This window comes from Methylobacterium sp. FW102-HT35C08 (genome assembly GCF_058790235.1).
This window is the reverse complement of record NZ_JBYTCL010000002.1, coordinates 2776320-2799920: the sequence shown is the minus strand read 5'-3', so window position 1 is coordinate 2799920 and position 23601 is coordinate 2776320. Positions and strand designations below refer to the sequence as shown.

29 protein-coding genes and 1 tRNA gene are annotated in these 23601 nt (G+C 69.0%); 25 read left to right on the top strand and 5 right to left on the bottom strand.

What is annotated here, in order from left to right; translation table 11 throughout:
* The first annotated feature begins 2 nt into the window (after nucleotides 1-2).
* The 7 genes from AC3WSN_RS13370 (at nucleotide 3) to AC3WSN_RS13340 (ending at nucleotide 2884) form a co-directional block, all read left to right on the top strand.
* Complete coding sequence (locus tag AC3WSN_RS13370; RefSeq protein ID WP_146180520.1) at nucleotides 3-362, top strand: fasciclin domain-containing protein; 360 nt, start codon at nucleotides 3-5, stop codon at nucleotides 360-362.
* Nucleotides 359-589, top strand: coding sequence for a hypothetical protein (locus AC3WSN_RS13365; RefSeq protein WP_055959084.1), 231 nt, complete (start codon nucleotides 359-361; stop codon nucleotides 587-589). Before AC3WSN_RS13370 ends, AC3WSN_RS13365 begins: the two co-directional genes overlap by 4 nt.
* On the top strand, nucleotides 586-1041 hold the full coding sequence (locus tag AC3WSN_RS13360; protein WP_055959087.1) for a hypothetical protein: 456 nt from the start codon (nucleotides 586-588) through the stop codon (nucleotides 1039-1041). The genes AC3WSN_RS13365 and AC3WSN_RS13360 overlap by 4 nt, the downstream gene beginning before the upstream one ends.
* Entirely contained in the window at nucleotides 1038-1232 is a 195-nt protein-coding gene (locus tag AC3WSN_RS13355; RefSeq protein WP_055959090.1) for a hypothetical protein, read from the top strand. The genes AC3WSN_RS13360 and AC3WSN_RS13355 overlap by 4 nt, the downstream gene beginning before the upstream one ends.
* A 61-nt stretch (nucleotides 1233-1293) precedes the next feature.
* Entirely contained in the window at nucleotides 1294-2085 is a 792-nt protein-coding gene (locus AC3WSN_RS13350; protein WP_055959093.1) for a hypothetical protein, read from the top strand.
* Between the two features lie 75 nt (nucleotides 2086-2160).
* Nucleotides 2161-2382, top strand: a complete 222-nt coding sequence (locus tag AC3WSN_RS13345) for a hypothetical protein (RefSeq protein ID WP_243214760.1) — start codon at nucleotides 2161-2163, stop codon at nucleotides 2380-2382.
* A gap of 34 nt (nucleotides 2383-2416) precedes the next feature.
* Nucleotides 2417-2884: a hypothetical protein gene (locus AC3WSN_RS13340; RefSeq protein ID WP_055959100.1), complete on the top strand. Its 468-nt coding sequence runs from the start codon at nucleotides 2417-2419 to the stop codon at nucleotides 2882-2884.
* 76 nt (nucleotides 2885-2960) lie between these two features.
* On the opposite strand, the gene AC3WSN_RS13335 is transcribed toward AC3WSN_RS13340, so the two are convergent.
* From AC3WSN_RS13335 to AC3WSN_RS13325, 3 genes are all read right to left on the bottom strand, one after another.
* On the bottom strand, nucleotides 2961-3083 hold the full coding sequence (locus AC3WSN_RS13335) for a hypothetical protein (protein WP_272481521.1): 123 nt from the start codon (nucleotides 3081-3083) through the stop codon (nucleotides 2961-2963).
* Nucleotides 3084-3302, bottom strand: a complete 219-nt coding sequence (locus AC3WSN_RS13330; protein WP_156375895.1) for a hypothetical protein — start codon at nucleotides 3300-3302, stop codon at nucleotides 3084-3086. It lies immediately after the preceding gene.
* A 245-nt stretch (nucleotides 3303-3547) separates the two neighbouring features.
* Nucleotides 3548-3624 (bottom strand) — tRNA-Met (locus tag AC3WSN_RS13325).
* Nucleotides 3625-3872: 248 nt separating this feature from the next.
* Here AC3WSN_RS13325 and AC3WSN_RS13320 point away from each other — a divergent pair.
* The 8 genes from AC3WSN_RS13320 to guaA all read left to right on the top strand — a co-directional run bounded on the left by AC3WSN_RS13320 (nucleotide 3873) and on the right by guaA (nucleotide 11245).
* On the top strand, nucleotides 3873-4316 hold the full coding sequence (locus tag AC3WSN_RS13320) for a CHRD domain-containing protein (protein ID WP_492538525.1): 444 nt from the start codon (nucleotides 3873-3875) through the stop codon (nucleotides 4314-4316).
* Between the two features lie 88 nt (nucleotides 4317-4404).
* Nucleotides 4405-4743, top strand: coding sequence for a hypothetical protein (locus AC3WSN_RS13315; RefSeq protein WP_192710877.1), 339 nt, complete (start codon nucleotides 4405-4407; stop codon nucleotides 4741-4743).
* Between the two features lie 122 nt (nucleotides 4744-4865).
* Nucleotides 4866-5771 carry an aldo/keto reductase gene (locus tag AC3WSN_RS13310; protein ID WP_492538523.1) on the top strand — a complete coding sequence of 302 codons (906 nt, stop codon included), beginning with the start codon at nucleotides 4866-4868 and terminating at the stop codon, nucleotides 5769-5771.
* Nucleotides 5761-6504, top strand: a complete 744-nt coding sequence (locus AC3WSN_RS13305) for an NADPH-dependent F420 reductase (protein ID WP_492538521.1) — start codon at nucleotides 5761-5763, stop codon at nucleotides 6502-6504. Before AC3WSN_RS13310 ends, AC3WSN_RS13305 begins: the two co-directional genes overlap by 11 nt.
* 321 nt (nucleotides 6505-6825) lie before the next feature.
* Nucleotides 6826-8217 (top strand): NTP/NDP exchange transporter, encoded by a 1392-nt coding sequence (locus AC3WSN_RS13300; protein WP_492538520.1) that lies wholly within the window; start codon nucleotides 6826-6828, stop codon nucleotides 8215-8217.
* Nucleotides 8218-8763: 546 nt separating this feature from the next.
* The gene (locus AC3WSN_RS13295; protein WP_192710873.1) at nucleotides 8764-9147 is read left to right on the top strand and encodes a hypothetical protein; all 384 of its coding nucleotides are present in this window, start codon (nucleotides 8764-8766) and stop codon (nucleotides 9145-9147) included.
* Nucleotides 9144-9563, top strand: coding sequence for a hypothetical protein (locus tag AC3WSN_RS13290; protein WP_243908128.1), 420 nt, complete (start codon nucleotides 9144-9146; stop codon nucleotides 9561-9563). The genes AC3WSN_RS13295 and AC3WSN_RS13290 overlap by 4 nt, the downstream gene beginning before the upstream one ends.
* Before the next feature lie 125 nt (nucleotides 9564-9688).
* The gene (gene guaA, locus AC3WSN_RS13285) at nucleotides 9689-11245 is read left to right on the top strand and encodes a glutamine-hydrolyzing GMP synthase (RefSeq protein WP_192710871.1); all 1557 of its coding nucleotides are present in this window, start codon (nucleotides 9689-9691) and stop codon (nucleotides 11243-11245) included.
* A gap of 129 nt (nucleotides 11246-11374) precedes the next feature.
* Here the strand turns inward: guaA and AC3WSN_RS13280 are convergent, their stop codons facing one another.
* Nucleotides 11375-12067 (bottom strand): SGNH/GDSL hydrolase family protein, encoded by a 693-nt coding sequence (locus AC3WSN_RS13280; RefSeq protein ID WP_492538517.1) that lies wholly within the window; start codon nucleotides 12065-12067, stop codon nucleotides 11375-11377.
* Complete coding sequence (gene tsaA, locus AC3WSN_RS13275) at nucleotides 12064-12561, bottom strand: tRNA (N6-threonylcarbamoyladenosine(37)-N6)-methyltransferase TrmO (RefSeq protein ID WP_492538515.1); 498 nt, start codon at nucleotides 12559-12561, stop codon at nucleotides 12064-12066. The genes AC3WSN_RS13280 and tsaA overlap by 4 nt, the downstream gene beginning before the upstream one ends.
* 112 nt (nucleotides 12562-12673) lie before the next feature.
* On the opposite strand from tsaA, the gene AC3WSN_RS13270 reads away from it, so the two are divergent.
* From AC3WSN_RS13270 to petA, 10 genes are all read left to right on the top strand, one after another.
* Complete coding sequence (locus AC3WSN_RS13270) at nucleotides 12674-14167, top strand: AMP nucleosidase (protein WP_492538513.1); 1494 nt, start codon at nucleotides 12674-12676, stop codon at nucleotides 14165-14167.
* Between the two features lie 169 nt (nucleotides 14168-14336).
* Complete coding sequence (locus AC3WSN_RS13265) at nucleotides 14337-14858, top strand: hypothetical protein (RefSeq protein ID WP_492538512.1); 522 nt, start codon at nucleotides 14337-14339, stop codon at nucleotides 14856-14858.
* 233 nt (nucleotides 14859-15091) lie between these two features.
* A complete protein-coding gene (locus AC3WSN_RS13260) occupies nucleotides 15092-16393 on the top strand; it encodes an SLC13 family permease (RefSeq protein WP_492538510.1) in 1302 nt (433 codons plus the stop codon).
* 129 nt (nucleotides 16394-16522) lie between these two features.
* On the top strand, nucleotides 16523-16924 hold the full coding sequence (sdhC, locus tag AC3WSN_RS13255; protein WP_192710865.1) for a succinate dehydrogenase, cytochrome b556 subunit: 402 nt from the start codon (nucleotides 16523-16525) through the stop codon (nucleotides 16922-16924).
* Nucleotides 16925-16934: 10 nt separating this feature from the next.
* Nucleotides 16935-17354 carry a succinate dehydrogenase, hydrophobic membrane anchor protein gene (gene sdhD, locus AC3WSN_RS13250; protein ID WP_492538508.1) on the top strand — a complete coding sequence of 140 codons (420 nt, stop codon included), beginning with the start codon at nucleotides 16935-16937 and terminating at the stop codon, nucleotides 17352-17354.
* Nucleotides 17355-17386: 32 nt separating this feature from the next.
* Nucleotides 17387-19204 carry a succinate dehydrogenase flavoprotein subunit gene (gene sdhA / locus AC3WSN_RS13245; protein WP_238197852.1) on the top strand — a complete coding sequence of 606 codons (1818 nt, stop codon included), beginning with the start codon at nucleotides 17387-17389 and terminating at the stop codon, nucleotides 19202-19204.
* 85 nt (nucleotides 19205-19289) lie between these two features.
* Nucleotides 19290-20114, top strand: a complete 825-nt coding sequence (locus tag AC3WSN_RS13240; RefSeq protein ID WP_192710862.1) for a succinate dehydrogenase iron-sulfur subunit — start codon at nucleotides 19290-19292, stop codon at nucleotides 20112-20114.
* Between the two features lie 160 nt (nucleotides 20115-20274).
* Complete coding sequence (locus AC3WSN_RS13235; RefSeq protein WP_192710861.1) at nucleotides 20275-20859, top strand: AprI/Inh family metalloprotease inhibitor; 585 nt, start codon at nucleotides 20275-20277, stop codon at nucleotides 20857-20859.
* A gap of 102 nt (nucleotides 20860-20961) precedes the next feature.
* Nucleotides 20962-22827 (top strand): ABC transporter ATP-binding protein, encoded by a 1866-nt coding sequence (locus AC3WSN_RS13230; protein WP_492538505.1) that lies wholly within the window; start codon nucleotides 20962-20964, stop codon nucleotides 22825-22827.
* Between the two features lie 179 nt (nucleotides 22828-23006).
* Nucleotides 23007-23591, top strand: coding sequence for a ubiquinol-cytochrome c reductase iron-sulfur subunit (gene petA, locus AC3WSN_RS13225; RefSeq protein WP_192710859.1), 585 nt, complete (start codon nucleotides 23007-23009; stop codon nucleotides 23589-23591).
* The last annotated feature ends 10 nt before the right edge of the window (nucleotides 23592-23601 follow it).

Below are 23601 nucleotides of genomic sequence, written 5' to 3'. Positions count from 1 at the left end.
CCATGCGCATCTACACCGAGACGCCCTTCCGCATGACGCCGCCCCGGATGGCCGTGGTCATGCCGGGAGAGATGTCGTCCCTATGGGTTGCCCCCATCAACGGGCCGATCGCGAGGGAAGCCCTCGAAGCGATCGGCCTCCCCTCGGACGGCGAAGAGATCCGGATCGGGACCCAAGGCGACGTCGTCACCGTCAACGGCGCGAGGGTGACGCAGGGCGACGCCGTGATCGTCTACTGCGCCTGGCACTGCACCCCGAACGATTTCCGCGAGGACCCCTCCGAGGAATTCGTCCGCCAGGTTCGCCACGCCATCGCCGTCCGCCTCGGCATCGAGAGGCAGCTGCAGGGGCTACGGGCATGAGCGAGAGCATCCACATCGCCGGTCGCCGGATCCCCTTGAGGCGCATGGGCGTGCGCGAGGTGGTCGAGCGCATGGCACGATCCACCGAGCTCGCGGCCGAGTTCGAGGTGACCTGCCGGGAGATGAGCCCGTTCGTCGCGTCTCTGGCCTTCCGCCGGCCCGACGACGCCGGCCCAAACCGGAAGGCGCGCCGGGCCGCCGAGGCCAAGGCGCGGAGGCGAGCATGATCAGATCCTGCCCGATCCACGACGGCTACACCGACGACGCCCTCCGTCCGTTCGGGTGGTCGTCGGGGCTGTACTCGTTCCGATGCCGGGACTGCCGGGAACGCGCGGTCGGCGAGAAGCGCTCGCAGCGCTGCCGCACCTGCGCGGTCGCCGCCCTGCGAAAGGCGGAGGCTTACCCGCCGAGCGCCGAGCAGGCCTCCGCGCCGGTGACCAGGTTCGCTGTCCGGGACACCGTGACGGGGCTCCTGTTCTGCAACCGGTCCATGCACCCGAACCGGAAGGAGTGGGACGGGCTGGCGACCGCGCAGGTCTACCTCAAGCGCGAGGCGGCCGAGGCGACGGCGCGGCAGGTCCGCGAGCAGTGGGAGGACCTCCGCCTGCACCACCCCACGCTCTTCCCCGAGCGGCTGGAGGCGGAGGTCGTCGAGGTCCAGCTGATGGTGGTGGCATGAGGCAGTCCACGATCGACGAGATCGCCGGCGGGGCCGCTTGGACCGTCGAGAAGGTCATCTCCGAGAACCCGGCGGACACCCCGGTGGAGCGACCGGCCCGCCTCCGGAGGGAGCTCGCCCTGTGGATCTCGCACGCCGTGAAGCGGGAGGTCATCAACGACCGGCGCCGCGTGGGACGCAGGCAGGCTTAAGGACGGGAACCCTGGACGGGGCCTTGCCAGCCCGCGAGAGTGCCTCAACCTCGGGGGGCACATGGTGAGACAGGACAAGCGCGCGCGGCTGAAATCGATCGTCACGGACGGGACGATGGCGATCCCGGAGGTCGAGGGAGAGTGGCACCACGACCCCTATCGGACCCTCTGGGTCGAGGTCTCGAACCTCAAGATGGGCCAGGCCGTCTCCACGGACTACGGGACCATCAGCCGGACACCCCAGCTGTCCGGGATGGCCGCGATCCGGAGGGACACTGTCCGGCTCGCTGGATGGGGCGACACCTGCCGGGTCCTGCCCGTGACGATCCGGCCCGCCATCCCTCAGGAGGACGGCAACGGCTACACCCCGTTCACCGGCGTGCTCGGCTTCATCGCCGGAGACCGGGAGTTCAGGAGCGAGGACGCCTGGTTCCTGGAGTGTTGGATCCCCGAGATGGACATGGCCGCGATGCTCGCGGCCTACCGCGCTGGCGAGATGCCGTCGTTCCACCTCGGCGTGAAGCTCGATCTCTGGATCACGAAGGGCGACGAGCACACGCCGCCCGGCTACGGGGTCACCTGGTATCTGGCTCCCCACGCGGACCACGCGAGCGAGAGCCCAGAGGTGGCACGGGGCACGGTCCGGCATCTCAGCTGGAGCGACGCGCCGCAGCCAAAGGTCGACGAGGATGATGGGGTGCCGGAACAGGGGCCGCCGCTTCAGGCTCCCGCGGATCCCGCCCCCAACCTGGATACCGCCAACCTCGCCGCAGCGATCGACCGCCTGCGCTCCACCGTTCTGCAGGTCGGCCTCTGCATCGCGGTCGCACTGGTGGTCAGCTGGTTCGTCTGACCAAGGGCCGAAACGTCGCGTCCAGGGATCGACTCCCGAGCGGATTTGTTCTCCATTCGTTCTATGACAGAATCGATGGAGCGGATCGTGGACGAGATGGAGCGGGCCTACATGGAAGCCGCCGACGGCGACGCGCGGGACGCCCTGAGGCGGGCGCTCGGCGACGCCCTGATCGAGATGGCTGAGATCTCGGGGAAGGTCAGCCGCGGGTTCGTGAGGGCGTCCCGGCCGGCGGACCTGGCGCGGAAGCTGGGGCCGGAGCGCCGGGCCCGAGAGGCTGCCCGCTCCGCCGGCTGACGGCCGGTTAACGGCTCGCCCGCATCATGCGGGCATGCGAGATCCGGTCACCGAAAAATTCACGCGCGCCTGGGCCCCCGACGGCGAGGTCGTCTTCACGCCGATTCCTGTCGACGCGATCGAGGCGCATCCCCTGTGGGCGGCCTCCACGCTGTCGGGCGTCAACCGGAAGCGCGTGCTCCAGGAGGCGGAGGAGGCCTGGGTCGCGACGACGGAGTGGCTCCCGAAACCGCAGGAGGACGGCCCGGCGACGACCGTCGCATTGACGGTTTGGTTCAAGCCGTGGCGCGGCGAGTACGCCGGGATCTTCCTGACGTCGGTACCAGGCGCCAAGAAGCAGGAGCGCTGCCTCGGCGTGACGCTGCTCCGGAACGGCACCTACCGGCTCCTGACCGAGCGCCGGCTAGGCCAGAGCGTGACGCACGTTGTCGAGAGCGAGCGGCACCTGTCGGCCCCGATCGATCCCGAGGATCGCGGGGACCTCGGCGGCCTCGCACCCTGAGATCCGGGTTTAGCCGCTCGCGGGAATCCAAGCGGCCGGCGCCGAAATCACCCGCTCGGCTGAAACCCGCCCGCCTCTAGACGTGCTCGGCTTGGTAGACGTAGGGCCCGGGGTCCTCGGCCATGCACCGGTAGGGCCGGGTGAAGTCGGTCAGCCCGTCGTAGATGACGCCGCGACTGATGCGGTGGTCCTCCAGCACCTAGGCCCGGTCGGCCTCCAGCCGTTCGATGGTGGCGTCGATCCCCCGCCCGTCGAGGGGCAGCCGATCGCTCATCCGGCTGTCGATCTCCTGCAGACGGGCGCGCCGCTCAGGACGCGTCAGGTCCTTCCGCAGGGCGAGGTAGCAGAGGTCGTGAACCTCGCGCTGCAGGTTCCGCATGCGGGCATAGGACGGGGGGAGTGAAGGTGCGCGGCTCACGCGGTCACCGTGGCAGGCCCGCGTTGAGGGCTGGCTAAGCCGATCACTCAAATCCAACCGGTTGGGCTTGGGACTGTCCACGGCGCGTGCCAGCGTCGGATTTCGACCCGCCCGGGAATGGATTTCGGGCGGGCCTCCCGGCAGCCGTGCAGAAAAGTCCGCCCGAACTCCGCCCGAGAAGCAAAAAGCCCCGGACACGGTGTCCAGGGCTTGTCGTCTAAGTCGCTGTGATGACTTGGAATTGTTGGTAGCGAGGGACGGATTTGAACCGCCGACACAAGGATTATGATTCCTCTGCTCTAACCAGCTGAGCTACCCCGCCCCAAGCCGCGCCCGCCCCGAGGAGCGATGCGTGCAGTGGCGGGGGTATAGGGAGGCCGGGCGCACGGTGTCAACGGTCCGGCGCACGCAAAACGCGCATGTCCGCAGGCAGTACACGGTCGAGCGACGAACCCGCCTGTGCTGTCACGCGGCGCTCCGACCGATCGGCGCCCGGGCCATGTCCGGCCTAGCCGGGGCCGCTATGTAACGGTTCGGTCCCAGAGCGGGGCCGCAAGATCGGAGCTTCCGATGTTCTCGCGCACCAGCACCCGTTTCTCCATCCTGCTCGCCGTCGCGGCGCTGCTCGTCGTCCCGCCGGCCTTCGCGGCGGGCGGGAGCGCCACCTACCGGGCGGCCCTCACCGGGGCCAGCGAAGTCCCGGCGACGCAGTCGACCGGCACGGGCGAGGTCACCGCGACCTTCGACCCGGCGACCAAGCGCCTGAGCTGGACCGGCAATTACAGCGGCCTGACCGGACCGGTGACCGCCGCGCATTTCCACGGACCGGCCAAGGCCGGCGAGAATGCCGGGGTGCTCGTTCCGGTGACGGCGACCAGCTCGCCCTTCTCCGGAGAAGCCACGTTGGACGACGCCAAGGCCGCCGATCTCGAGGCCGGTCGTCTCTATTTCAACCTCCACACCGCCGCCAATCCCAAGGGCGAGCTTCGCGGACAGGTCGAACGCGGCCGCTGATCGGCCGCCGCGGGCGCGGCGCCGACGGCCTCGACCTGCGCGTGCGCGCCCGATAGGCGGGTCTCTCTGCCCCAGGCCGGAGATTTCGATGAAGCAGACCGAGGCCCTCATCGCCTGGACGCCCGTCCGCTGGGCGGAGCTGAAACCCGAGACCGCCGGGCAGGTCGCAGTCCTGCCCGCACCGGACGCGTCCGGAGAGGCCAAGCGCTACATGATGCGCGCCGGCGCCGGCTCGTCGGCGCTCGCCGCGATGTCGGAGGAGGCGCGCATCGCCCGCCTGTTCATCGACTTCCAGACCCTCGTCGTGCGCGACGGCATCGATCCGCTTGTGGCGCACCGCGCGTTCCTGGCCATCGACGAGTACCGGTTCCGCATCGCCCCCGACACGGAAGGGGCCGAGTTCGAGGATCCGCCCGAGGAGGATTAGCGAAGCGGCGCCACGGCCGGGCCCGCGACGCCGTCGCTCGCGCAAGCGTGAGAATAACGAATACACATGCGCCGGACGGCGCCCTATCTCGGTTCAGCGTTCTGACTCCCCGGAGGTCGGCCATGTCCGTATCCCGTCGCGCCGTCATCGCCGCGGCGGCGCTCGCGCCGCTCGTGCCACGTTTCGCATGGGCTGCGGACCCGCTGATCCGCCGCCCGATTCCCTCGACCGGCGAGATGCTTCCGGCGATCGGCATCGGCACTTCCCGCCGCTACGAGGTCGAGCCGACACCCGAGAAGGTCGCGCCGCTCAGGGACGCGGTGCAAACCTTCCTGTCGCTCGGCGGCTCGGTGATCGACACGGCGCCGAGCTACGGCACGGCCGAGGATGTGCTCGGCCTCATCCTGGCCGAGCCTGGACTGCGCCAGAAGATCTTCCTCGCCAGCAAGGTCGACACCACCGGCCGCGAGGCGACGCTCGCGGAGTTCGAGCGGTCGCTGAAGCGGATGAAGGTCGAGGCGCTCGATCTCGTGGCCGTCCACAACCTGATCGACGTGACCGAGAACCTCGCGGTCCTGCGCGACCTCAAGAGCCGCAAGCGCATCCGCTACGTCGGCGTCACGGTCTGGCGCGACAACCAGCTCGAGGCCCTCGCCGAGGTGATGAAGCGCGAGACCCTGGACTTCATCCAGGTGAACTACGCCATCGACAACAGGGAAGCGGCCGAACGGGTGATCCCGCTGGCGGCCGACCGCGGCATGGCGGTGATGATCAACGTGCCCTTCGGCCGCGACCGCCTGTTCAAGGCGGTCCAGGGCAAGGAGCTGCCCGCCGTCGCCAAGGATCTCGGCTGCGCGAGCTGGCCGCAGTTCTTCCTCAAGTACGTGCTCGGCAACCCGGCCGTGACCTGCCCGATTCCCGGCATGGCAAAGGCCTCTTATGTCGAGGACAACCTCGGTGCCGCCCGGGGCAGGCTCCCGGATCCGGCACAGCGCAAGCAGATGGAGGCCTTCATCGATGCGGTCTGATCGTACCACGCGCCGTGCGGCGCTCGCCCTGGCGGCCGGCCTGTCCCTGGTCGCAGCACTGCCGGCCCTCGGACAGGATGGGGCCAAGAAGATCCGCATCGGCGTGATCGGAGCCGGGAATATCGGCGGCACGATCGGGACCCTCTGGGTCAGGGACGGCCACGAGGTGATGTTCGCCTCCCGCCACCCGGAGGCCCTGGCCACGATGGTCTCGGAACTCGGCCCCAAGGCGAAGGCCGGCACGCCCGAGGAGGCGATCGCGTTCGGCGATGCCGTGTTCATCGCCGTTCCCTACAAGGCCTATCCGGACCTCGCGAAGGAGATCGGGCCGTCCCTGAAGGGCAAGATCGTGCTCGACGCGGGCAATGCCACCCAGAAGCGCGACGGGGCCCTCTACGACGAGGTGCAGGCCAGCGGCATCGGCGCGATCTCGGCCAAATACTTCCCGGGCGCCAAGCTCGTGCGCGCCTTCAACGCGGCCAACTACAAGGTCTTCGCCAAGGAAGGCGCCGAGGGCGGCAAGGCCCGCGCCGGCGGCCGCATGGCGATCCCGATCGCCGGCGACGATCCCGAGGCGCTGAAGGTGGCCGAGGGGCTCGTCCGCGATGCCGGCTTCGATCCGGTCGTCGTCGGTCCGCTCAAGGATGCCGACAAGTTCGCCATGGGCTCGCCGGGCTTCGGCCACGACGTGACGGCACCGGAGCTGCGCGAGAAGCTCGGACTGGCGAAGTGAGTGCGCGGTCTGACGTGGCCGCACCGGACCGTCTTTCCCGGACGCCGCAGGCGAGCCCGAAGCAGCCGGGATCTGCCGGAGGCGGGCAATCCAGAACCTCTGGCGGCGCAGAATGCGGGCTCGTCGGCGGCTCTGGATCCCGGGCTCCGCTGCGCGGACCCGGGATGACGGGTCTGCTGACACAGCCGCCTGCTCCTGGATCGGCACAGGAGAGCGATGTTCGGGCGGATCTCGAAGTGATCGAAAACACTCCGCGGACCCGGTTCCCCGCGCAGTGGGAAGCGTGGGCCTCCGCGACTCCTGATGCGACCCGTTCGGCCCATGGCTGAGCCCGTACCCGCCCGCGGCCCGCTCGCGCGCCTCATCGACGTCCAGCCCGGAGAGGGCCGGGCGCTCGCTTGGTCCTGGGCCTACATCTTCTCGATCCTGGCCGCCTACTACGTGCTCCGTCCGATCCGCGACCAGATGGGCGTGGCCGGCGGTATCGAGAACCTGCCCTGGCTGTTCACCGCGACCCTGGTGGGGATGCTCGCGCTCAACCTGCCCTTCGCCTACTTGGTGAAGCGGATGCCGCGGGCCCGGTTTGTGCCGATCACCTACCGGTTCTTCGCGGCCAACATCCTCGCCTTCGCGTTGACGCTCTATCTCGCGCCGCCGGACTGGAATGTCTGGATCGGCCGGGTGTTCTTCGTCTGGCTGTCGATCTTCAATCTTTTCGTGGTCTCGATCTTCTGGGCGACGATCGTCGACGTCTTCTCGAACGCGCAGGGCAAGCGACTGTTCGGCTTCATCGCGGCCGGGGCGACGCTCGGCGCCATCGCCGGGTCGGCCACCACCGCGATCCTGGCTAAGAACGTCCCGACCTGGGGGCTGATGCTCGGCGCGGTGGTGCTCCTCGAGATCGCGGTGTTCTGCATGCGCGGGCTCGCGGCCCTGTCGACCCGGTTGCACGAGGTTCCGGGCAGCGAAGCGAGCCCGGACGGCGGTCAGGACCGGACGATCGGCGGCAGTGTGCTGGCCGGCGTGACCCGGACCCTCGCGTCGCCCTACCTGCTCAACATCTCGCTATTCCTGCTGCTGTTCTCGGTGACGTCCACCTTCCTGTATTTCGAGCAGGCCGGCATCGCGAAGCGCAGCTTCCCGGATCGCGGTGCCCAGACGGCCTTCTTCGCCAGCGTCGACCTCGCGGTGAATGTGCTGACGCTCGGCGTCCAGCTGTTTCTAACCGGGCGGATCGTGAACCGGCTGGGCGTGGCGCTGACGCTCGCGATCCTGCCGGCGTTCAGCATCCTCGGCTTCGCCGCCCTCGCGGCCTGGCCGACGATCGGCGTCATCGTCGCCTTCCAGGTTCTGCGCCGAGCCGGGAACTTCGCCATCGCCCGCCCGGTCCGGGAGGTGCTGTTCACGGTCGTCCCGCGCGAGGACCGCTACAAGGCGAAGAGCTTCATCGATACGGTGGTCTACCGCCTCGGCGACCAAGTCGGCGCGTGGTCGTTCACCGGCATCGAGGGGCTCGGCCTGGGCAGCACCGGCATTGCCGGGGCCGCGGTCCCGCTGTCCATCGCGTGGCTCGTGAACAGCCTCTGGCTCGGGCGCGCGCAGGAGCGGCGGCGGGCCGAGCAGGATCTGGTGCGTTCCGACGCCTCGGAGGTGGCTGGCCGGACGGGGGCGCTCAGTCCCGCGTCTGCTTCCTCCGCGCAAGAACGGGCCTGAGCCCGGGCATCCGGGTCCCTCGGCGCAGTGCCAGGGCCAAGAGGAGGGCGGCGACGGCGTTGGCGGCGGCGGCTTGGGCGATGACCTGAAACGTCATGGGCGGCCCTCCGAAATCGTGAAGAAAGTGTGTCCACGGCCGGTTAACGCGCCGTTAAGCAAGCCGGCGCCGCCGTCCCACCGCGGGATCAGGGGTGCGCGGCGGGACGGCAGCTCCGGCTTGAATGATCATGGCAGGAGGTCGGCGTCCCGCGCTCGCGGAGGCGCCGGCGAGCCTCGCGCTATCGGTGCTGCATCCAGTCCCACACTAGGAAGGCCGGGAAGGGAAGCATGATGGCGAAGAAGATCCAATCGAACATCTGAGGCATGGGACAGTCCTTCTGTCGGTCCGTCTGCGATTCTACCGACGCCGCGGCTCGAAGTTCCCGAGGGTGGGGCCGCTTCGATCACCGACACGGCTCCTCGCGCCGGCTGGTCCGCCGCAGGGCGTTAAGCCGGGGTTTACCCTGTCGGGCGACGTATCCGGCTCGGTTTCGCCGGGAGGAATGCATGACGCGCGCTTCACCGCCGGCCGAGACTGCCTCGCGCGACATCGTCCGCCGGCTCGCCCTTCTGGGGTTTCTCGCATGTGCGCCGGCGGCGGCCGAGGCGCAGGAGCCGCTGTTTATCCGAATCCGGCCGTTGTCGGACGCCGAGGCGACGCGCGCGGCCCGGGAGGCGCTGTGGGCGCGGCGGCAGGCGCATGCGCGTGCGGTGATCGAATCCGTCTGTACCGGCTGCCTCGGCGCATGGAAGCCCGACGCCGAGCCGTCACCCACTCCGCCGCAGGATCGCGTCGCGAACCTCACCGTCCGAATAGGGGTTGAACTCGACCCCGGCTCCGGGGCATCCGACCCTCCTCCCGACCCATCGACTCCCGAGAGGCATCCATGACGCAAGCGCATCCGACCAGCGGCGCCGAGCCCGAAGTCGATTGCCCCGTGAGCCTGGAGGTTCTGGGCTCCGTGTACCGGGCCGACGATTTCGACCTGCCGCTGATCCTGGAGCAGATCCCGCCGTTGAAGCGCGCCCAGCTCGCTGCCTACCTCTACGGCAAGAGCCACATGCACAAGCTCGGGCTCAAGGTCGCCCGCTCCTGCGAGCGCGACGACCTCGTCCGGGCGGCGGGCGAGATCGGCTCGGTGATCCACGGGCAGGCGCATCTGAAGCCGTCCCGGCCCGTGCCGGAGGCCGCTCCGCAGCTCCGCGCCAAGACGCCCCCCGGCCAGAAGAAGGTCAGCCTCGCCGGCGCGGCCCCGAAGCCGGCGATCAGCCTCGGCGGCTCGGCCAAGGTCCGCAACTTCGACTGAGTGTGTCCGCATCGGGCCGGGTTCAGGGCCGTCCGCCCGGTCGATATCCGCGTCTGCACATCTGAAGGCCGGCCAATCGGGACTTGTGCGTTGCACCCGCGCCGGCCTTCGGATAATCGCCCGCGATGAACACCGACCACGACAAGATCCTGATCGTCGATTTCGGCTCTCAGGTGACCCAACTCATCGCACGCCGGGTGCGGGAGGAGGGCGTCTACTGTGAGATCGTGCCCTTCACGAAGGCCGAGGCCGCGTTTCGCGAGCAGAAGCCGAAGGGCGTGATCCTCTCCGGCGGCCCCGAATCGGTCACCGTCGAGGCCTCGCCCCGGGCGCCCCAGCTCGTGTTTGATTCGGGCGTCCCGGTTTTCGGCATCTGCTACGGCCAGCAGACCATGGCGGCGCAGCTCGGCGGTGCCGTCGAGGGCGGCCACCACGCGGAGTTCGGCCGGGCCGAGGTCGAGATCCTGGCCGATTGCCCGCTGTTCAACGGCGTCTGGCACAAGGGCGAGAAATACCCGGTCTGGATGAGCCACGGCGACCGGGTCACCAAGCTGCCCGACGGCTTCACCACCGTGGCGATCTCCAAGAACGCGCCCTTCGCGGCGGTGGCCGACGAGGCCCGCAACTACTACGCTGTGCAATTCCATCCGGAAGTCGCGCACACGCCCCATGGCGCCCTGCTGATCCGCAATTTCGTGCGCGATGTCGCCGGCTGCTCGGGCGACTGGACCATGGGCGCCTACCGCGAGGAGGCGATCGCCAAGATCCGCGAGCAGGTCGGCTCCGAGAAGGTGATCTGCGGCCTGTCGGGCGGCGTCGATTCGGCCGTGGCGGCGGTGCTGATCCACGAGGCGATCGGCGACCAGCTCACCTGCGTGTTCGTCGATCACGGGCTCCTGCGCCTCGGCGAGGCCGAGCAGGTCGTGGCCCTGTTCCGCGACCACTACAACATCCCGCTGGTCCACGTGGAGGCGTCGGGGATGTTCTTGGCGGCGCTGGAGGGCGTCAGCGACCCGGAGGTCAAGCGCAAGACGATCGGCCGCCTGTTCATCGACGTGTTCGAGGCCGAGTCGAAGAAGATCGGCGGGGCGAAGTTCCTCGCGCAGGGCACGCTCTACCCGGACGTGATCGAGAGCGTGTCGTTCACGGGCGGCCCGTCGGTGACGATCAAGAGCCACCACAATGTCGGCGGCCTGCCCGAGCGCATGAACATGAAGCTCGTCGAGCCCTTGCGCGAGCTGTTCAAGGACGAGGTCCGGGTGCTCGGCAAGGAACTCGGCCTGCCCGAGGGCTTCGTCGGCCGCCATCCGTTCCCCGGCCCGGGCCTGGCGATCCGCTGCCCCGGCACGATCACGGGCGAGAAGCTGGAAGCCCTGCGCAAGGCCGACGCGATCTACCTCGACGAGATCCGGCAGGCCGGGCTCTACGACACGATCTGGCAGGCCTTCGCGGTGATCCTGCCGGTGAAGACCGTCGGCGTGATGGGCGACGGCCGCACCTACGACCACGTCTGCGCGCTGCGCGCCGTCACCTCGGTGGACGGCATGACGGCCGACTTCTACCCGTTCGACATGGCCTTCCTGGGTCGGGTTGCGACCCGCATCATCAACGAGGTCAAGGGCATCAACCGGGTGACCTACGACATCACCTCGAAGCCGCCCGGCACCATCGAGTGGGAGTGAGCCGGCTTCTGGCCGAAGCCCGCGCTCCGATCGCGAGCGGAGCGTAACGACCCAGGGCAGCGTGACCTTTCGAGCTGTGGCGCGACCCTGGCTCGCCTTGCTCCGCTCGCAAAGACGGAGCCCACGCTGTCACGGTGCGCAGAGCGCCGGCTCGACGGCCTTCAGCGCCGGCCGGAACGCTGCCAGATGCAGCCCGTCGCGCAGGGCGCCGGGCTTGGCATAGCCGGTGTCGCCGTCGCGCAGGGACGCGAACGGATCGGTGAAGATGCAGCCGAGACGCCCGCACAGGTTCTGGAGCCGCCGCGAGTAGTCACCGACCGCGCTGGCCTCGACGAGCTTGCCGATCTCCCGTCCGACCGGGGGGAGGGCGGTCACCACCACGCGCGGGCTCAAGGCCTGGAGCCGCTTGATGATCGCCTCCGCGGCGGCCTCGAACTGCTCCGTCGGCTTGTGGAGCTGCGGATTGTTCTTCACCAGGATGTCGTTGGTCCCGATTGTCAGCGCGACGAGCCGGGGATGGACCTTGAAGGTCAGGCGCGCGAGGTACTCCGCGTAACTGCCCGCGGTCGCGCCGCTGATCCCGCCATTGAGGAATTCGAGCCCGCAGGGCCGCTGGCTGCCGGGCTGCAGTTCCACCTGGGAATCGCCCGCCCAGAACACGTAGTCCGGCGGCGCCTCGTCGAGGCTCACCTGCACGGCGATCAGGCGCATCTCGGCGTAGGCCCGCGCGTCGGCTCCCGGTCGGTGCAGGCGCCACCCGGCGAAGCCGCCGATTGCCAGCAACGCGAATCCGCCGAGACTCAGAAGAACGACGCGCCTCACGGCTCGGCCCCGGCGCGGTCGACCTGGGCCTCGGGCCGCGCATCGGTGGAGGCGTAGTACGGCTTGATGTCGAGGAGCGGCGTCCCGTCGAGGCAGTCGAGCCCCCGCACCCGCAGCGTGTCACCCTCCCGCCCGATCAGCTCCACCACCGACAGGGCGATCGGATTCGGGCGTGCGGGCGAGCGCAGCGAGAACGTGCCCCGCGGGCCGTCGGCGTGGCGCGGCTGCTGGACAAGCAGACCGCGGGTCGCCCGGTCCATCCAGTAGAGCAGGATCAGGTGGGTGCAGCCCGTCACGTTGCGCAGGCCGGCCGCGTAGGCGGGATCGACCTCCACGGTGCAGACGGCGTCGGTCTGGCGCCCGTTCTTCGGGCAGTCGGAGCGTTTCCGCCAGGGCGTACGCAGCCGGCCGATGAAGTGAAGTCCCGCGTCGAAGGTCGCGGGCAGCGCCGCCATCTCCTCGCCGGGACGGATTCCAAACGCGTCCGCGTCCATGCCGCCTCGCTGTGATCGGGCCGGCTTGTCGTCCAAGGGACAGGCGCCCGCAAGCCCGCATCTCGCCCCGCTGCGGTCGCGGGTGTAGAGCGGCGCGAGCAACGGAGGCGTTATGATCGAACGGGAATTGCGGCCGATGCAGGCGGTGGCCGATGCCGGAACCGCCATCGACCGCCTGGTCGAGCTCTACGAGGATGCGGCGGGCGCCCTGCGGAAGGCCCTGGAGCGCTATCTCGCGGGCGGGCCGCCGCCGGATGCCACGGAGCGCCTCGCCTTCCGCTACCCCGAATTGCGGATCAGCTATCGCCCGGACGGGCCGCTGCCGCGCGTCCGGCGGGCCACCGCCAAGCTCCAGGCTGCCGGCACCTACGCCACGACGGTGACGCATCCGGCCTTCTTCCGCGACTATCTCACCCGGCAGCTGGAGCCGCTGATCGCCGATTACGGCATCGCCATCGAAGTGGGCCTCGGCGCGCAGGAGATTCCCTATCCTTACGTCCTGGAAGCCGGCCTCGATGCGGGCGGCCGGGCCGTCGACGGCGCGGATCTCGCCACCTACTTCCCGGTCCCGCTCCTGTCGCTGGTCGGCGACGAGATCGCCGACGGCACCTTCGACCAGGTGGCGGGCGAGCCGCTGCCCCTGGCTTTGTTCGACGCCGTGCGGGTCGACTACTCGCTCCGGCGCCTCGTGCACTACACCGGCTGCGACTGGCGCGACGTCCAGCCCTGGATCCTGCTGACCAACTACCACCGCTACGTCGACCAGTTCGTCCGCCACGGGCTGGAGCGTTTGGCCTCCGGAGCTGAGGATTTTGAGCGGCTGGTCCTGCCGGGCGGCGTCTCGGTGACCCGGGCCGAGGCCGCCGACGCCGATCCTGCGGCGGTGATCGCGGCATCCCCCTGGCACCGCCACCAGATGCCGGCCTATCACCTCGTGGCGCGCAGCGCAGACGGGATCGCGCAAGGGACGACCCTGGTGAATATCGGCGTCGGCCCCTCCAACGCGAAGACGATCACCGATCACCTCGCCGTGCTGCGTCCGGATTGCTGGCTGATGGTCGGCCATTGCGGCGGCCTGCGCCAGTCGCAGACCATCGGCGATTACGTGCTGGCCCATGCGTATCTGCGCCGCGACCGGATCCTCGACGAACTCGTGCCGCCGGACGTCCCGGTGCCGGCACTGGCCGAGATCCAGCTCGCGCTCCAGAGCGCCGCGGCGTCGGTGACGGGCGAGCAGGCCGATGCCCTGAAACGGCGCCTGCGCACCGGCACGGTGGTGACCTACGACGATCGCAACTGGGAGCTGCGGTTCAGCCAGGAGCGGCGGCGGATCAACCAGTCGCGGGCCGTCGCGGTCGACATGGAAAGCGGCACGGTTGCCGCGCAGGGCTTCCGGCTGCGCGTCCCGTACGGCGCACTGCTCTGCGTGTCGGACAAGCCGCTGCACGGCGAGATCAAGCTGCCGGGCGCCGCCAACGCCTTCTACGACCGCGCGGTTTCGGAGCATCTGCGGGTCGGGCTCGCGGCCCTCGACGTGTTGCGCGTCGACCGGCACGGGCTGCACTCGCGCAAGCTGCGCAGTTTCGACGAGCCGCCGTTCCGGTAAATCGGCCGTAAGGCGCCGCGGGCCGACGAACTGTCGAGCTCTTGCTGAAATGTCTCGAGACTTCGGCACAGCGACCGACTGACACGTCCGTCGCAATACTCAAGCTTGGATACACGGGAGTTCAGCGAGGTTGGAGGGCCAGAGACCACTCATTAAATTGGATTATCCGATGAAGCGTTTGGCACTGGCATCGACCGCACTCCTGGCTGCGGCGGCTTTCATCCCGGGTAGCGTGGATGCGCGCGGCTTCGGCGGGGGCGGATTTCACGGTGGCGGTTTTGGCGGCGGCTTCCATGGTGGCGGGTTCGGAGGTGGTGGGTTCCGCGGTGGCGGCTTCGGCGGGGCGCGCGTCGGAGGGTTCGGCGCGGGAGCCGGCGGCCTCCGTGGTGCGGGCCTCCGCACGGCCGGCGTGACCGGCGGCCTGCGCACCGGCGGCTTCCGCAACGGCGGGTTCAACAATGCCGCCCGGGTCGGTGCGCTCGGAAACCGGGGCGTCGTCGGTCGCGGCTTTGCCGGCCGCGGATACGGCCGGGGCTATGGGCGCGGCCTCGGTTACGGCCTCGCCGGTGTGGGGCTCGGTCTGGGCGTCGGCTACGGTCTGGGCGGCTTCGGCGACGACAGCTGCGACTCCGCGTTCGGCTACGGCACCTACGATTCGGGCTCGTGCAACGATTACGGCTACGGCTACTGAGCCGGACGTCTTGCTCGCACCGAGCCTCTCCGGATCGATTCCGGCCGTCGGCGGCCGGGCCTCTCGGTTCGGGTCGCGGCCGGCCATACGTCGGAGGCCAGTCAGCCTGGATCGTGTCGCGCCGGCTCTGCCTTCGTCGTTGACGAAGGCTCGGTCTAGATCTTCCGAATTGCGAACCGTTCCAGACCGGCCAGGATGCCGCCTCGATACGGCTGGGCGGCGTGGAGGTTCGGGTGAGTGGGGTGGCGGTTGTTCCGGCGACGGCGGCTCTGCTCATGCTGTGCATGGGTCTCTGGGCGACGGCGTTGTTGCCCGAGATCGTCACCGCACTCGCCTTCTTCGGGATCGCGATGCTCCTTCGTCTCGGCAGCGCCGGCACCGTCTTCTCCGGATTCTCGGCCTCGGCGTTCTGGCTGGTCCTGTCCGGGATGGTGGTCGGGCAGGGCATGACCCGGACGGGGCTCGGCGCCCGCATGGCCCGGGCGCTCGCCCTGCGCCTGGCGGGCTCGTACGAGCGCTTCATCGCCGGGCTGGTGGCCCTGAGCTTCCTGATCGCGTTCGTGATGCCGTCGAATCTCGGGCGGATCGCCTTGATGATTCCCGTGACCCTGGCGCTCTGTGACGCCTTTGGGCTGACTCACGGTCGTCCGGGACGGGCCGGCGCGGTCCTGGCTGTCGGCGTGGCGACGCCGATCCTCTCCGCCGCGATCCTGCCGGCCAACGTGCCGAACCTCGTCATGGCCGGTTCGGCGGAACGCCTCCTCGACCTTCACCTCTCGTACCTGTCCTACTTCCTCCTTCACGCGCCGGTCCTGGCCGTGATCAAGGGCATGATGCTCGTGGTGCTGATCGTGCGGCTGTTCCCGGACCGGCTCGGCCATATCACCCCGGCGCTGCCGGCCCTGCCGCCGATCTCGGCCGCCGAGCGGCGCCTCGCGACGATCCTGGCCTGCACCCTGGCCCTGTGGATGACCGACAGCCTTCACGGCCTCGCGCCGGCCTGGGTCGGCCTGGCCGCAGCCGTAATCTGCCTGCTGCCGCGGGTGGGCGTCCTTGCCCCAGAAGCCTTTCAGCAGGTCAACCTGCGCACCTGCTTCTACATCGCGGCGCTGCTCGGCCTCGTGGCGCTGGTCAACGAGACCGGCCTGGGTGGGCGCCTCGGTCACCTGCTGCTCGCGATCGCGCCGCTGGAGTCGGGCGCCCCGCTGCAGAACTTCGCCGTGCTCACCGGCCTGGGCACGGTCCTGACGCTGCTCGTGACCGCGAACGGCGCGCCGGCCCTCTACACCGCGCTGGCCGGAGAGATGACGCAGGCCAGCGGGCTGTCACCCCTGGCGGTCGTCTCCCTTCAGGTGATCGGCTACTCGACCGTGTTCTTCCCCTATCAGGCGCCGCCGATCGTGTTCGCCAGCGAACTCGGCGGGGTCCGGCTCCGCGACGCGACGCGGCTCACCGTGAGCTTCGGGCTCGTTTCGCTCCTGGTGGCCGGCCCCCTCGACTACGTCTGGTGGCAGTTCCTGGGAGCCCTGAAGTGACAGAATCCGTTTAGTGTCGCCGAGCGCGCCACATTGCGTTGCAGCATGACGCATTGCGGCTTGCTCCCTCAGCCACTAGCGCTACCAGATTAGAGACGGTCCAGTTCGCAGCTGCGAGGCTTCAACCCGATGGCACCCACCGCCCGCCCGACAGTGGCACAGCCGATGTCGCCGCATCTCCAGATCTATCGCTGGACCTGGACCATGGCGATGTCGGTGTTTCACCGCATCACCGGTACCGCTCTCTACGGCGGAACTGCGCTGGTCGCGATCTGGCTCGTCGCACTGGCTTCCGGGCCGGTCGCCTATTCTTACGTCGCCGGGTTCTTCGGCTCGCTGATCGGGCGGCTGATCCTGTTCGTCTACACCTGGATCCTGATGCACCACATGCTCGGCGGCTTGCGCCACCTCGCGTGGGATTTCGGGATCGGCTTCGACCGCGAGAAGCGCCTCGCCTTGTCGCGCCTGACCCTGATCGGGTCGACGGTGCTGACCCTCGTCATCTGGGCGGTCGCCCTTCTGGTCCGCTGAGGAGGTCGGCATGGCCAAGGAACAGGTCCGGCAGGACACGAGCGTCTCGATCCGTACCCCGCGCGCCCGCGTCGCGGGTCTCGGCGTCGCCCATCACGGCGTCGGCCACTGGTGGCTGCAGCGAATTACCGCAGTGACCAATACCGTGCTGATGCTGTCCTTCGTAATCATCATCGCCCGGATGGCGGGACGCAGCTATGCGGACGCAGTCCACGTCGTCGCGAACCCTTTCGTCTCGATCATCCTCATCCTGGCGTTCCTGTCGGTCACGCTCCACATGCGCATCGGCATGCAGGTGATCATTGAGGATTACGTTCACGCGCAGGCGACCAAGATCGTCGCCGTGTTCGCCAACAATGTCTACGCGGTCCTGGTGGCCGTGGCCTGCGTCTACGCGGTGCTGCGCATCGGCTTCGGTCAGCCGGCCTGAACCCCGTCATCACGAATTTCGAGGAGCCGAACATGGCCGCCAACGGCACAAACGGCAGCGGGCCTGCCTACACGATCCACGATCACGCCTTCGACGTGGTGATCGTTGGCGCGGGCGGCGCGGGCCTGCGCGCCACGGTGGGCTGCTCGGAAGCGGGCCTGCGCACCGCCTGCATCACCAAGGTGTTCCCGACCCGCTCCCACACCGTCGCGGCGCAGGGCGGCATCTCGGCTTCGCTCGGCAACATGGGCCCGGACGACTGGCGCTGGCACATGTACGACACCGTGAAGGGGTCGGACTGGCTCGGCGACCAGGACGCGATCGAATACCTCGTGCGCAACGCCCCCGCCGCCGTCTACGAGCTTGAGCACTGGGGCGTGCCCTTCTCCCGCACGGAAGAAGGCAAGATCTACCAGCGCCCGTTCGGCGGCATGACCACGGATTACGGCAAGGGCACTGCCCAGCGCACCTGCGCGGCGGCCGACCGCACCGGTCACGCCATGCTGCACACCCTCTACGGGCAGGCGGTGAAGAACCAGACCGACTTCTTCATCGAGTACTTCGCCCTCGACCTGATCATGGACGACGAGGGCCGCTGCCGCGGCGTCATCGCCATCGATCAGGCGACCGGCGAGATCCACCGCTTCCGCGCCCAGATGACCATCCTGGCCACCGGCGGTTACGGCCGCGCCTATTTCTCGGCGACCTCGGCCCATACCTGCACGGGCGACGGCAACGCCATGGTGCTGCGCGCCGGCCTGCCGCTGCAGGACATGGAGTTCGTGCAGTTCCACCCGACCGGCATCTACGGCGCGGGCTGCCTGATCACGGAGGGCTCCCGCGGTGAGGGCGGCTATCTGACGAATTCCGAGGGCGAGCGCTTCATGGAGCGCTACGCGCCGTCCGCGAAGGATCTCGCCTCGCGCGACGTCGTCTCGCGCTCCATGACCATGGAGATCCGCGACGGCCGCGGCGTCGGCAAGGACAAGGACCATATCTACCTGCACCTCGACCACCTGGACCCGAAGATCCTCCACGAGCGCCTGCCGGGCATCTCGGAATCCGCGCGCATCTTCGCGGGGGTCGACGTGACCAAGGAGCCGATTCCGGTCATCCCGACGGTCCACTACAACATGGGCGGCATCCCCACGAACTATCACGGCGAGGTGCTGACGCTGCGCGACGGCAACCCCGACACGGTGGTTCCGGGCCTGATGGCGATCGGCGAGGCGGCCTGCGTCTCCGTCCACGGCGCCAACCGCCTCGGCTCGAACTCGCTGATCGACCTCGTGGTCTTCGGCCGCGCCGCCGGCAAGCGCTGCGCCGAGATCGTCGAGCCGAACGGCCGGGCCATGGAGTTGCCGAAGGGCGCCACCGACAAGGCGCTCGAGCGCCTCGATCGCTTCCGCTACGCCAACGGCTCGACGCCGACTGCGGAGCTCCGCGCCGAGATGCAGAAGACGATGCAGAACAACTGCGCCGTGTTCCGCACCGGCGAGGTGCTGGAGGAGGGCAAGGGCCTGATCCACAAGGTCTGGAACGCCGCCGCCGACGTAAAGATCACCGACCGGTCCCTGGTCTGGAACACCGACCTCCTGGAGACCCTGGAGTTCGACAATCTGATCGGCCAGGCGGTCGTGACGATGGAATCGGCCGCCAACCGGAAGGAATCGCGCGGTGCTCATGCCCGCGAGGACTTCCCCGACCGCGACGACAAGGACTGGATGAAGCACACCCTGTCCTGGCTCGATGAGGGACGCCATCAGGTGAACATCGATTATCGTCCGGTGCACACCTACACGATGTCGAACGAGATCCAGTACATCGAGCCGAAGGCGCGCGTGTACTGATCTGAAAATTTGCACAACCCTTGCGCCGGAGGAGCGTCGCTCTTCCGGCCGCCGCATTCTGCTCTAGCGGAAGCCGTCGAATCCCATGGCCCAGTTCAACCTTCCCAAGAACTCCCAGATCACGCCGGGCAAGGCCTGGCCGGCCCCGCCTGGCGCCAGGAACCTGCAGACCTTCAAGATCTACCGGTGGAACCCCGACGACGGCGCCAACCCGCGGATCGACACCTACCAGGTCGACCGCGAGGATTGCGGCCCGATGGTCCTCGACGCGCTGCTGTGGATCAAGAACAAGGTCGATTCGACGCTGGTCTTCCGCCGCTCCTGCCGCGAGGGCATCTGCGGCTCCTGCGCGATGAACATCGAGGGCCAGAACGCGCTCGCCTGCACGATGGGCATCGACGAGTGCAAGAGCCCGGACAACGCCCTGCCGGTCCTGACCCGCAAGGACAAGGACGGCGCGATCCGGATCTACCCGCTGCCGCACATGCCGGTCCTCAAGGACCTCGTGCCGGATCTAACGAACTTCTACGCGCAGCACGCCGCCATCGAGCCCTGGCTCCAGACCGAGACGCCGGCGCCCGAGAAGGAGTGGCGCCAGACCCCCGAGGACCGCTCGCGGCTCGACGGGCTCTACGAGTGCATCCTGTGCGCCTGCTGCAGCACCTCCTGCCCGAGCTACTGGTGGAACGGCGACAAGTTCCTGGGCCCGGCCGCGCTGCTCCAGGCCTATCGCTGGCTGATCGATTCCCGCGACGAGAACACCGGCCACCGCCTCGACGGCCTGCACGATCCGTTCCGGCTCTATCGCTGCCACACGATCATGAACTGCGCCAACACCTGCCCGAAGAGCCTGAATCCCGCAAAGGCCATCGCGGAAATCAAGAAGATGATGGTCGAGCGCACGCTCTGATTGCGTAGCTCTGAGGCCTGACGGCCACACTGGGCCGAAAAGGCGGCCTCTCCGCAGCGGAGTCGACCGCGGTTGGGGATGCCGCCTTGCGGCCAGCGCAATTGGCACGGAGTCAGGGGGCAATCGCGATTGCGCCTTCAACCTGACCCGAAGTGAACCGATGCTGCGCCCGAGCCTGTCGACGTTCGTCATTCTCTGTCTCGGTGCCAGCCTCGGCGCCTGTGCTTCGAGCCGCCTCGACGGACCGCGCACCCGGGCTCCGTCGCCCCAGGCGTCCCTGGAAGCCGTGCCGGCCGTTCCGTCGGGCACCGTGACGGCCGCGCCGCTGGCGCCGCCGCCGGGCGTGTCGGCGAGCCCCGACGCGCCGCCCCCGCCCGGCGCCCAGGCCGCATTGTCGCCGTCTGCCCCGACCGTCATCGCGGAACCGGTCGCCCCGCCGGCGCCGCCGCCGCCGGTGGTCACGAGCGGACGCGCCTCCGTGGTCGGCAGCTGGGATGCCCGGGATGCGACGGGCGCGAACTGCAAGGTGACGCTGTCGAGCGCGCCGGCTCTCGACCTCTACAAGGCGTCCGCGGCGGGCTGCACCAACAAGGACCTGTCCCGGGTCTCGGCCTGGGACTTCCGCGACGGTGAGGTCTACCTGTATCAGCCGGGCGGCTCGGTGGCGGCGCGTCTGCGCCAGGGCGGCGGCGGCCTCGAAGGTGCGCTAACCAAATCGGGTGCCGCGCTGGCACTGAACCGCTGAGGCAAGTCGGGTGAGGTAAGGCGGCGCGACCAAGCCGCGCGGTTGGCGTGCGGCAGGTCGCGCTTACATGAGGGGCTCCCGCCGCATCACGCCCCCGTAGACATGTTCCTGGATTGGCTTGAGCGCCGCGTCGACCCGTTCGCGCCCTTCGACGAGACGCGGATGCCGTCGCGGTCCGTCCTCGGTTTCGCCTGGTTCTACCTGCGGCCGATCCGCGCCGCCCTCGCGGCTCTGTTCGTCATCGCGGTGATCGCCGGCACGGTCGAGGCGTCGCTCTATCTGGTAATGCGTTGGTTCATCGACCTGCTCGGCGCGGCCGATCGGGCCACGGTTCTGTCGGACCACGCAGTCGAACTCGGTCTGGTCGTCCTGCTCGTCGCGGTGATCCGGCCCCTGTCGATCTGGGCGCACGAGGTGCTGTCGAACCAGCTCGTCGTGCCGCAATCCACCAGCCAGATCCGGTGGCGGGCGCATCTCTACACGCTCGGGCACGCACTCTCGTATTTCCAGGGCGACTTCTCGGGGCGGCTCGCGAACCGCGTCGTGCAGGTGGGACCGGCGGTGCGGGAACTCGCCGTCGTCTTCATCGACACGCTCCTCTACGTGGCGATCTACGCGATCACCGCGGTCGGGCTGTTCAGCGCGATCTCGCCGTGGCTCGTTCTGCCGGTGCTGCTCTGGATCGCCGCCTATGCCGCCCTGACCACGTGGTTCGTGCCGCGGGCGCGGGCGCGCTCGCACAAGACGGCCGACACCCGCTCGACCCTGATCGGCCGGATCGTCGACAGCTACACCAACATCCTGACCGTCAAGCTGTTCGCCCGCGACCGCGAGGAACGGGCGGCGGTGCGCGACGCGGTCGAAGTTCACACCGACGCCTACCTGCATCAGTTCCGGCTGGTGACGCTGACGACCAGCCTGCTCGGCCTGCTCAACAGCGCGCTCCTGATCGCCACGGGCGCGGCCTGCCTCGTCCTCTGGCAGCGAGGCGGGATGAGCACCGGTGAGGCCTCGGCGGGTCTCGCCCTGGTCCTGCGGCTCATCGCCATGTCCGGCTGGGTGATGCAGACCGTCCGCGGCGTCTTCGAGAATGTCGGGGTCGTGCAGGAGAGCATGCAGACGATGGCCCGGCCGCACGGGCTGATCGACGCGCCGAACGCGCGCGCGCTCACCGTCGCCGGCGGCGAGGTCCGGTTCGAGAATGTCGGCTTCCACTACGGCCGCGGCGACGCCACGGTGATCGAGGATTTCTCCCTCACCATCCGTCCGGGCGAGAAGGTCGGGCTTGTGGGCGTCAGCGGGGCCGGCAAGTCGACCCTCGCGGGTCTCCTCCTGCGCCTCTACGACGTCGAGAGCGGGCGCATCCTCGTGGATGGGCAGGACATTGCGGCCGTCACGCAGCAATCCCTGCGTGAGTCCATCGCGATGGTCAGCCAGGACACCTCTCTCCTGCATCGGTCGATCCGCGAGAACATCGCCTACGGCCGGCCGGACGCGAGCCAAGCCGATATCGAGCATGCCGCCCGGTTGGCGCATGCCGACAGCTTCATCGCCGATCTCGTCGATCACAAGGGCCGGCGGGGCTACGACGCTCAGGTCGGCGAGCGCGGGGTCAAGCTGTCCGGCGGACAGCGCCAGCGCATCGCCATCGCCCGCGTCATGCTTAAGGACGCGCCGATCCTGATCCTGGACGAGGCCACGTCGGCCCTCGACAGTCAGGTCGAGGCGGCGATCCAGGAGTCGCTCGACACGCTGATGGCCGGCAAGACCGTGCTGGCGATCGCGCATCGCCTGTCGACCATCGCGGCCCTCGACCGGCTGGTGGTGATCGACCAGGGTCGGATCATCGAGGAGGGGACCCATGCCGAGCTCGTCGCGCAGGGCGGCGTCTACGCCGGCCTGTGGTCGCGCCAATCGGGCGGCTTTCTCGACGACGGGACGGCCCGCTACGACAGCGCCGTCGCCTGACGTGCCGAGAGCCGGCAACATATCAGGACAATCGTGTCCGGGCTTTATCGCTGCGGTGCAAACGGCCGCTTGACTCGGGAGCGGCAGACGGTCTCATTGCTCGGTTTAGAACGATAATGCTTTGATCCTGGCCAGACCGGGAATTCAGGGCAGGGCGCCTGCGGCCCTAACGCCGACGCATGGAGTTCCGAATCTTGGCGAACACATCAGCAGCCGCTCCCGCGGCCTCCGGGCCTGAGGGCAGCCGTCGTGACTTCTTGTACCTAGCTACCGGCGCCGGGCTGGCGGTGGGGGCCGCGGCCGCGGCCTGGCCGCTGATCTCATCCATGGCACCCGATGCCGAGACGATCGCCGCCGGCGCGCCGATCGAGGTCGACCTGACGCCGATCCAGGACGGGCAGATCGTCAACGTCTTCTGGCGCGGCAAGCTGATCTTTGTGCGCAAGCTCACCGAGAAGGAGGTGGGCGACATGAAGTCCGTCCCGCTCTCGGCGATGATCGATCCGGCCGCCTTCACGACGCGCGTCAAGAACGGTCACGATCAGTGGCTGGTGGTGTACGGCAACTGCACGCATCTGGGCTGCGTGCCGATCGGCCACCAGGGCAACTTCGAGGGCTGGGCATGCCCGTGCCACGGCTCGCAATTCGACGCGGTGGGACGCGTGCGCCACGGACCGGCGCCGATCAACCTGCCGATCCCGCCCTACGCCTTCGAGACGGACGCGAAAATCCGGATCGGCGAGGGCGGCAAGGAAGCGGCCTGAGGGAAGGACG

Coding starts and splice junctions, on each gene's coding strand:
- AC3WSN_RS13370 (WP_146180520.1), top strand. CDS start 3: ATGCGCATCTACACCGAGACGCCCTTCCGCATGACGCCGCCCCGGATG.
- AC3WSN_RS13365 (WP_055959084.1), top strand. CDS start 359: ATGAGCGAGAGCATCCACATCGCCGGTCGCCGGATCCCCTTGAGGCGC.
- AC3WSN_RS13360 (WP_055959087.1), top strand. CDS start 586: ATGATCAGATCCTGCCCGATCCACGACGGCTACACCGACGACGCCCTC.
- AC3WSN_RS13355 (WP_055959090.1), top strand. CDS start 1,038: ATGAGGCAGTCCACGATCGACGAGATCGCCGGCGGGGCCGCTTGGACC.
- AC3WSN_RS13350 (WP_055959093.1), top strand. CDS start 1,294: ATGGTGAGACAGGACAAGCGCGCGCGGCTGAAATCGATCGTCACGGAC.
- AC3WSN_RS13345 (WP_243214760.1), top strand. CDS start 2,161: ATGGAGCGGATCGTGGACGAGATGGAGCGGGCCTACATGGAAGCCGCC.
- AC3WSN_RS13340 (WP_055959100.1), top strand. CDS start 2,417: ATGCGAGATCCGGTCACCGAAAAATTCACGCGCGCCTGGGCCCCCGAC.
- AC3WSN_RS13320 (WP_492538525.1), top strand. CDS start 3,873: ATGTTCTCGCGCACCAGCACCCGTTTCTCCATCCTGCTCGCCGTCGCG.
- AC3WSN_RS13315 (WP_192710877.1), top strand. CDS start 4,405: ATGAAGCAGACCGAGGCCCTCATCGCCTGGACGCCCGTCCGCTGGGCG.
- AC3WSN_RS13310 (WP_492538523.1), top strand. CDS start 4,866: ATGTCCGTATCCCGTCGCGCCGTCATCGCCGCGGCGGCGCTCGCGCCG.
- AC3WSN_RS13305 (WP_492538521.1), top strand. CDS start 5,761: ATGCGGTCTGATCGTACCACGCGCCGTGCGGCGCTCGCCCTGGCGGCC.
- AC3WSN_RS13300 (WP_492538520.1), top strand. CDS start 6,826: ATGGCTGAGCCCGTACCCGCCCGCGGCCCGCTCGCGCGCCTCATCGAC.
- AC3WSN_RS13295 (WP_192710873.1), top strand. CDS start 8,764: ATGACGCGCGCTTCACCGCCGGCCGAGACTGCCTCGCGCGACATCGTC.
- AC3WSN_RS13290 (WP_243908128.1), top strand. CDS start 9,144: ATGACGCAAGCGCATCCGACCAGCGGCGCCGAGCCCGAAGTCGATTGC.
- guaA (WP_192710871.1), top strand. CDS start 9,689: ATGAACACCGACCACGACAAGATCCTGATCGTCGATTTCGGCTCTCAG.
- tsaA (WP_492538515.1), bottom strand. CDS start 12,561: ATGGACGCGGACGCGTTTGGAATCCGTCCCGGCGAGGAGATGGCGGCG.
- AC3WSN_RS13270 (WP_492538513.1), top strand. CDS start 12,674: ATGATCGAACGGGAATTGCGGCCGATGCAGGCGGTGGCCGATGCCGGA.
- AC3WSN_RS13265 (WP_492538512.1), top strand. CDS start 14,337: ATGAAGCGTTTGGCACTGGCATCGACCGCACTCCTGGCTGCGGCGGCT.
- sdhC (WP_192710865.1), top strand. CDS start 16,523: ATGGCACCCACCGCCCGCCCGACAGTGGCACAGCCGATGTCGCCGCAT.
- sdhD (WP_492538508.1), top strand. CDS start 16,935: ATGGCCAAGGAACAGGTCCGGCAGGACACGAGCGTCTCGATCCGTACC.
- sdhA (WP_238197852.1), top strand. CDS start 17,387: ATGGCCGCCAACGGCACAAACGGCAGCGGGCCTGCCTACACGATCCAC.
- AC3WSN_RS13240 (WP_192710862.1), top strand. CDS start 19,290: ATGGCCCAGTTCAACCTTCCCAAGAACTCCCAGATCACGCCGGGCAAG.
- AC3WSN_RS13235 (WP_192710861.1), top strand. CDS start 20,275: ATGCTGCGCCCGAGCCTGTCGACGTTCGTCATTCTCTGTCTCGGTGCC.
- AC3WSN_RS13230 (WP_492538505.1), top strand. CDS start 20,962: ATGTTCCTGGATTGGCTTGAGCGCCGCGTCGACCCGTTCGCGCCCTTC.
- petA (WP_192710859.1), top strand. CDS start 23,007: ATGGAGTTCCGAATCTTGGCGAACACATCAGCAGCCGCTCCCGCGGCC.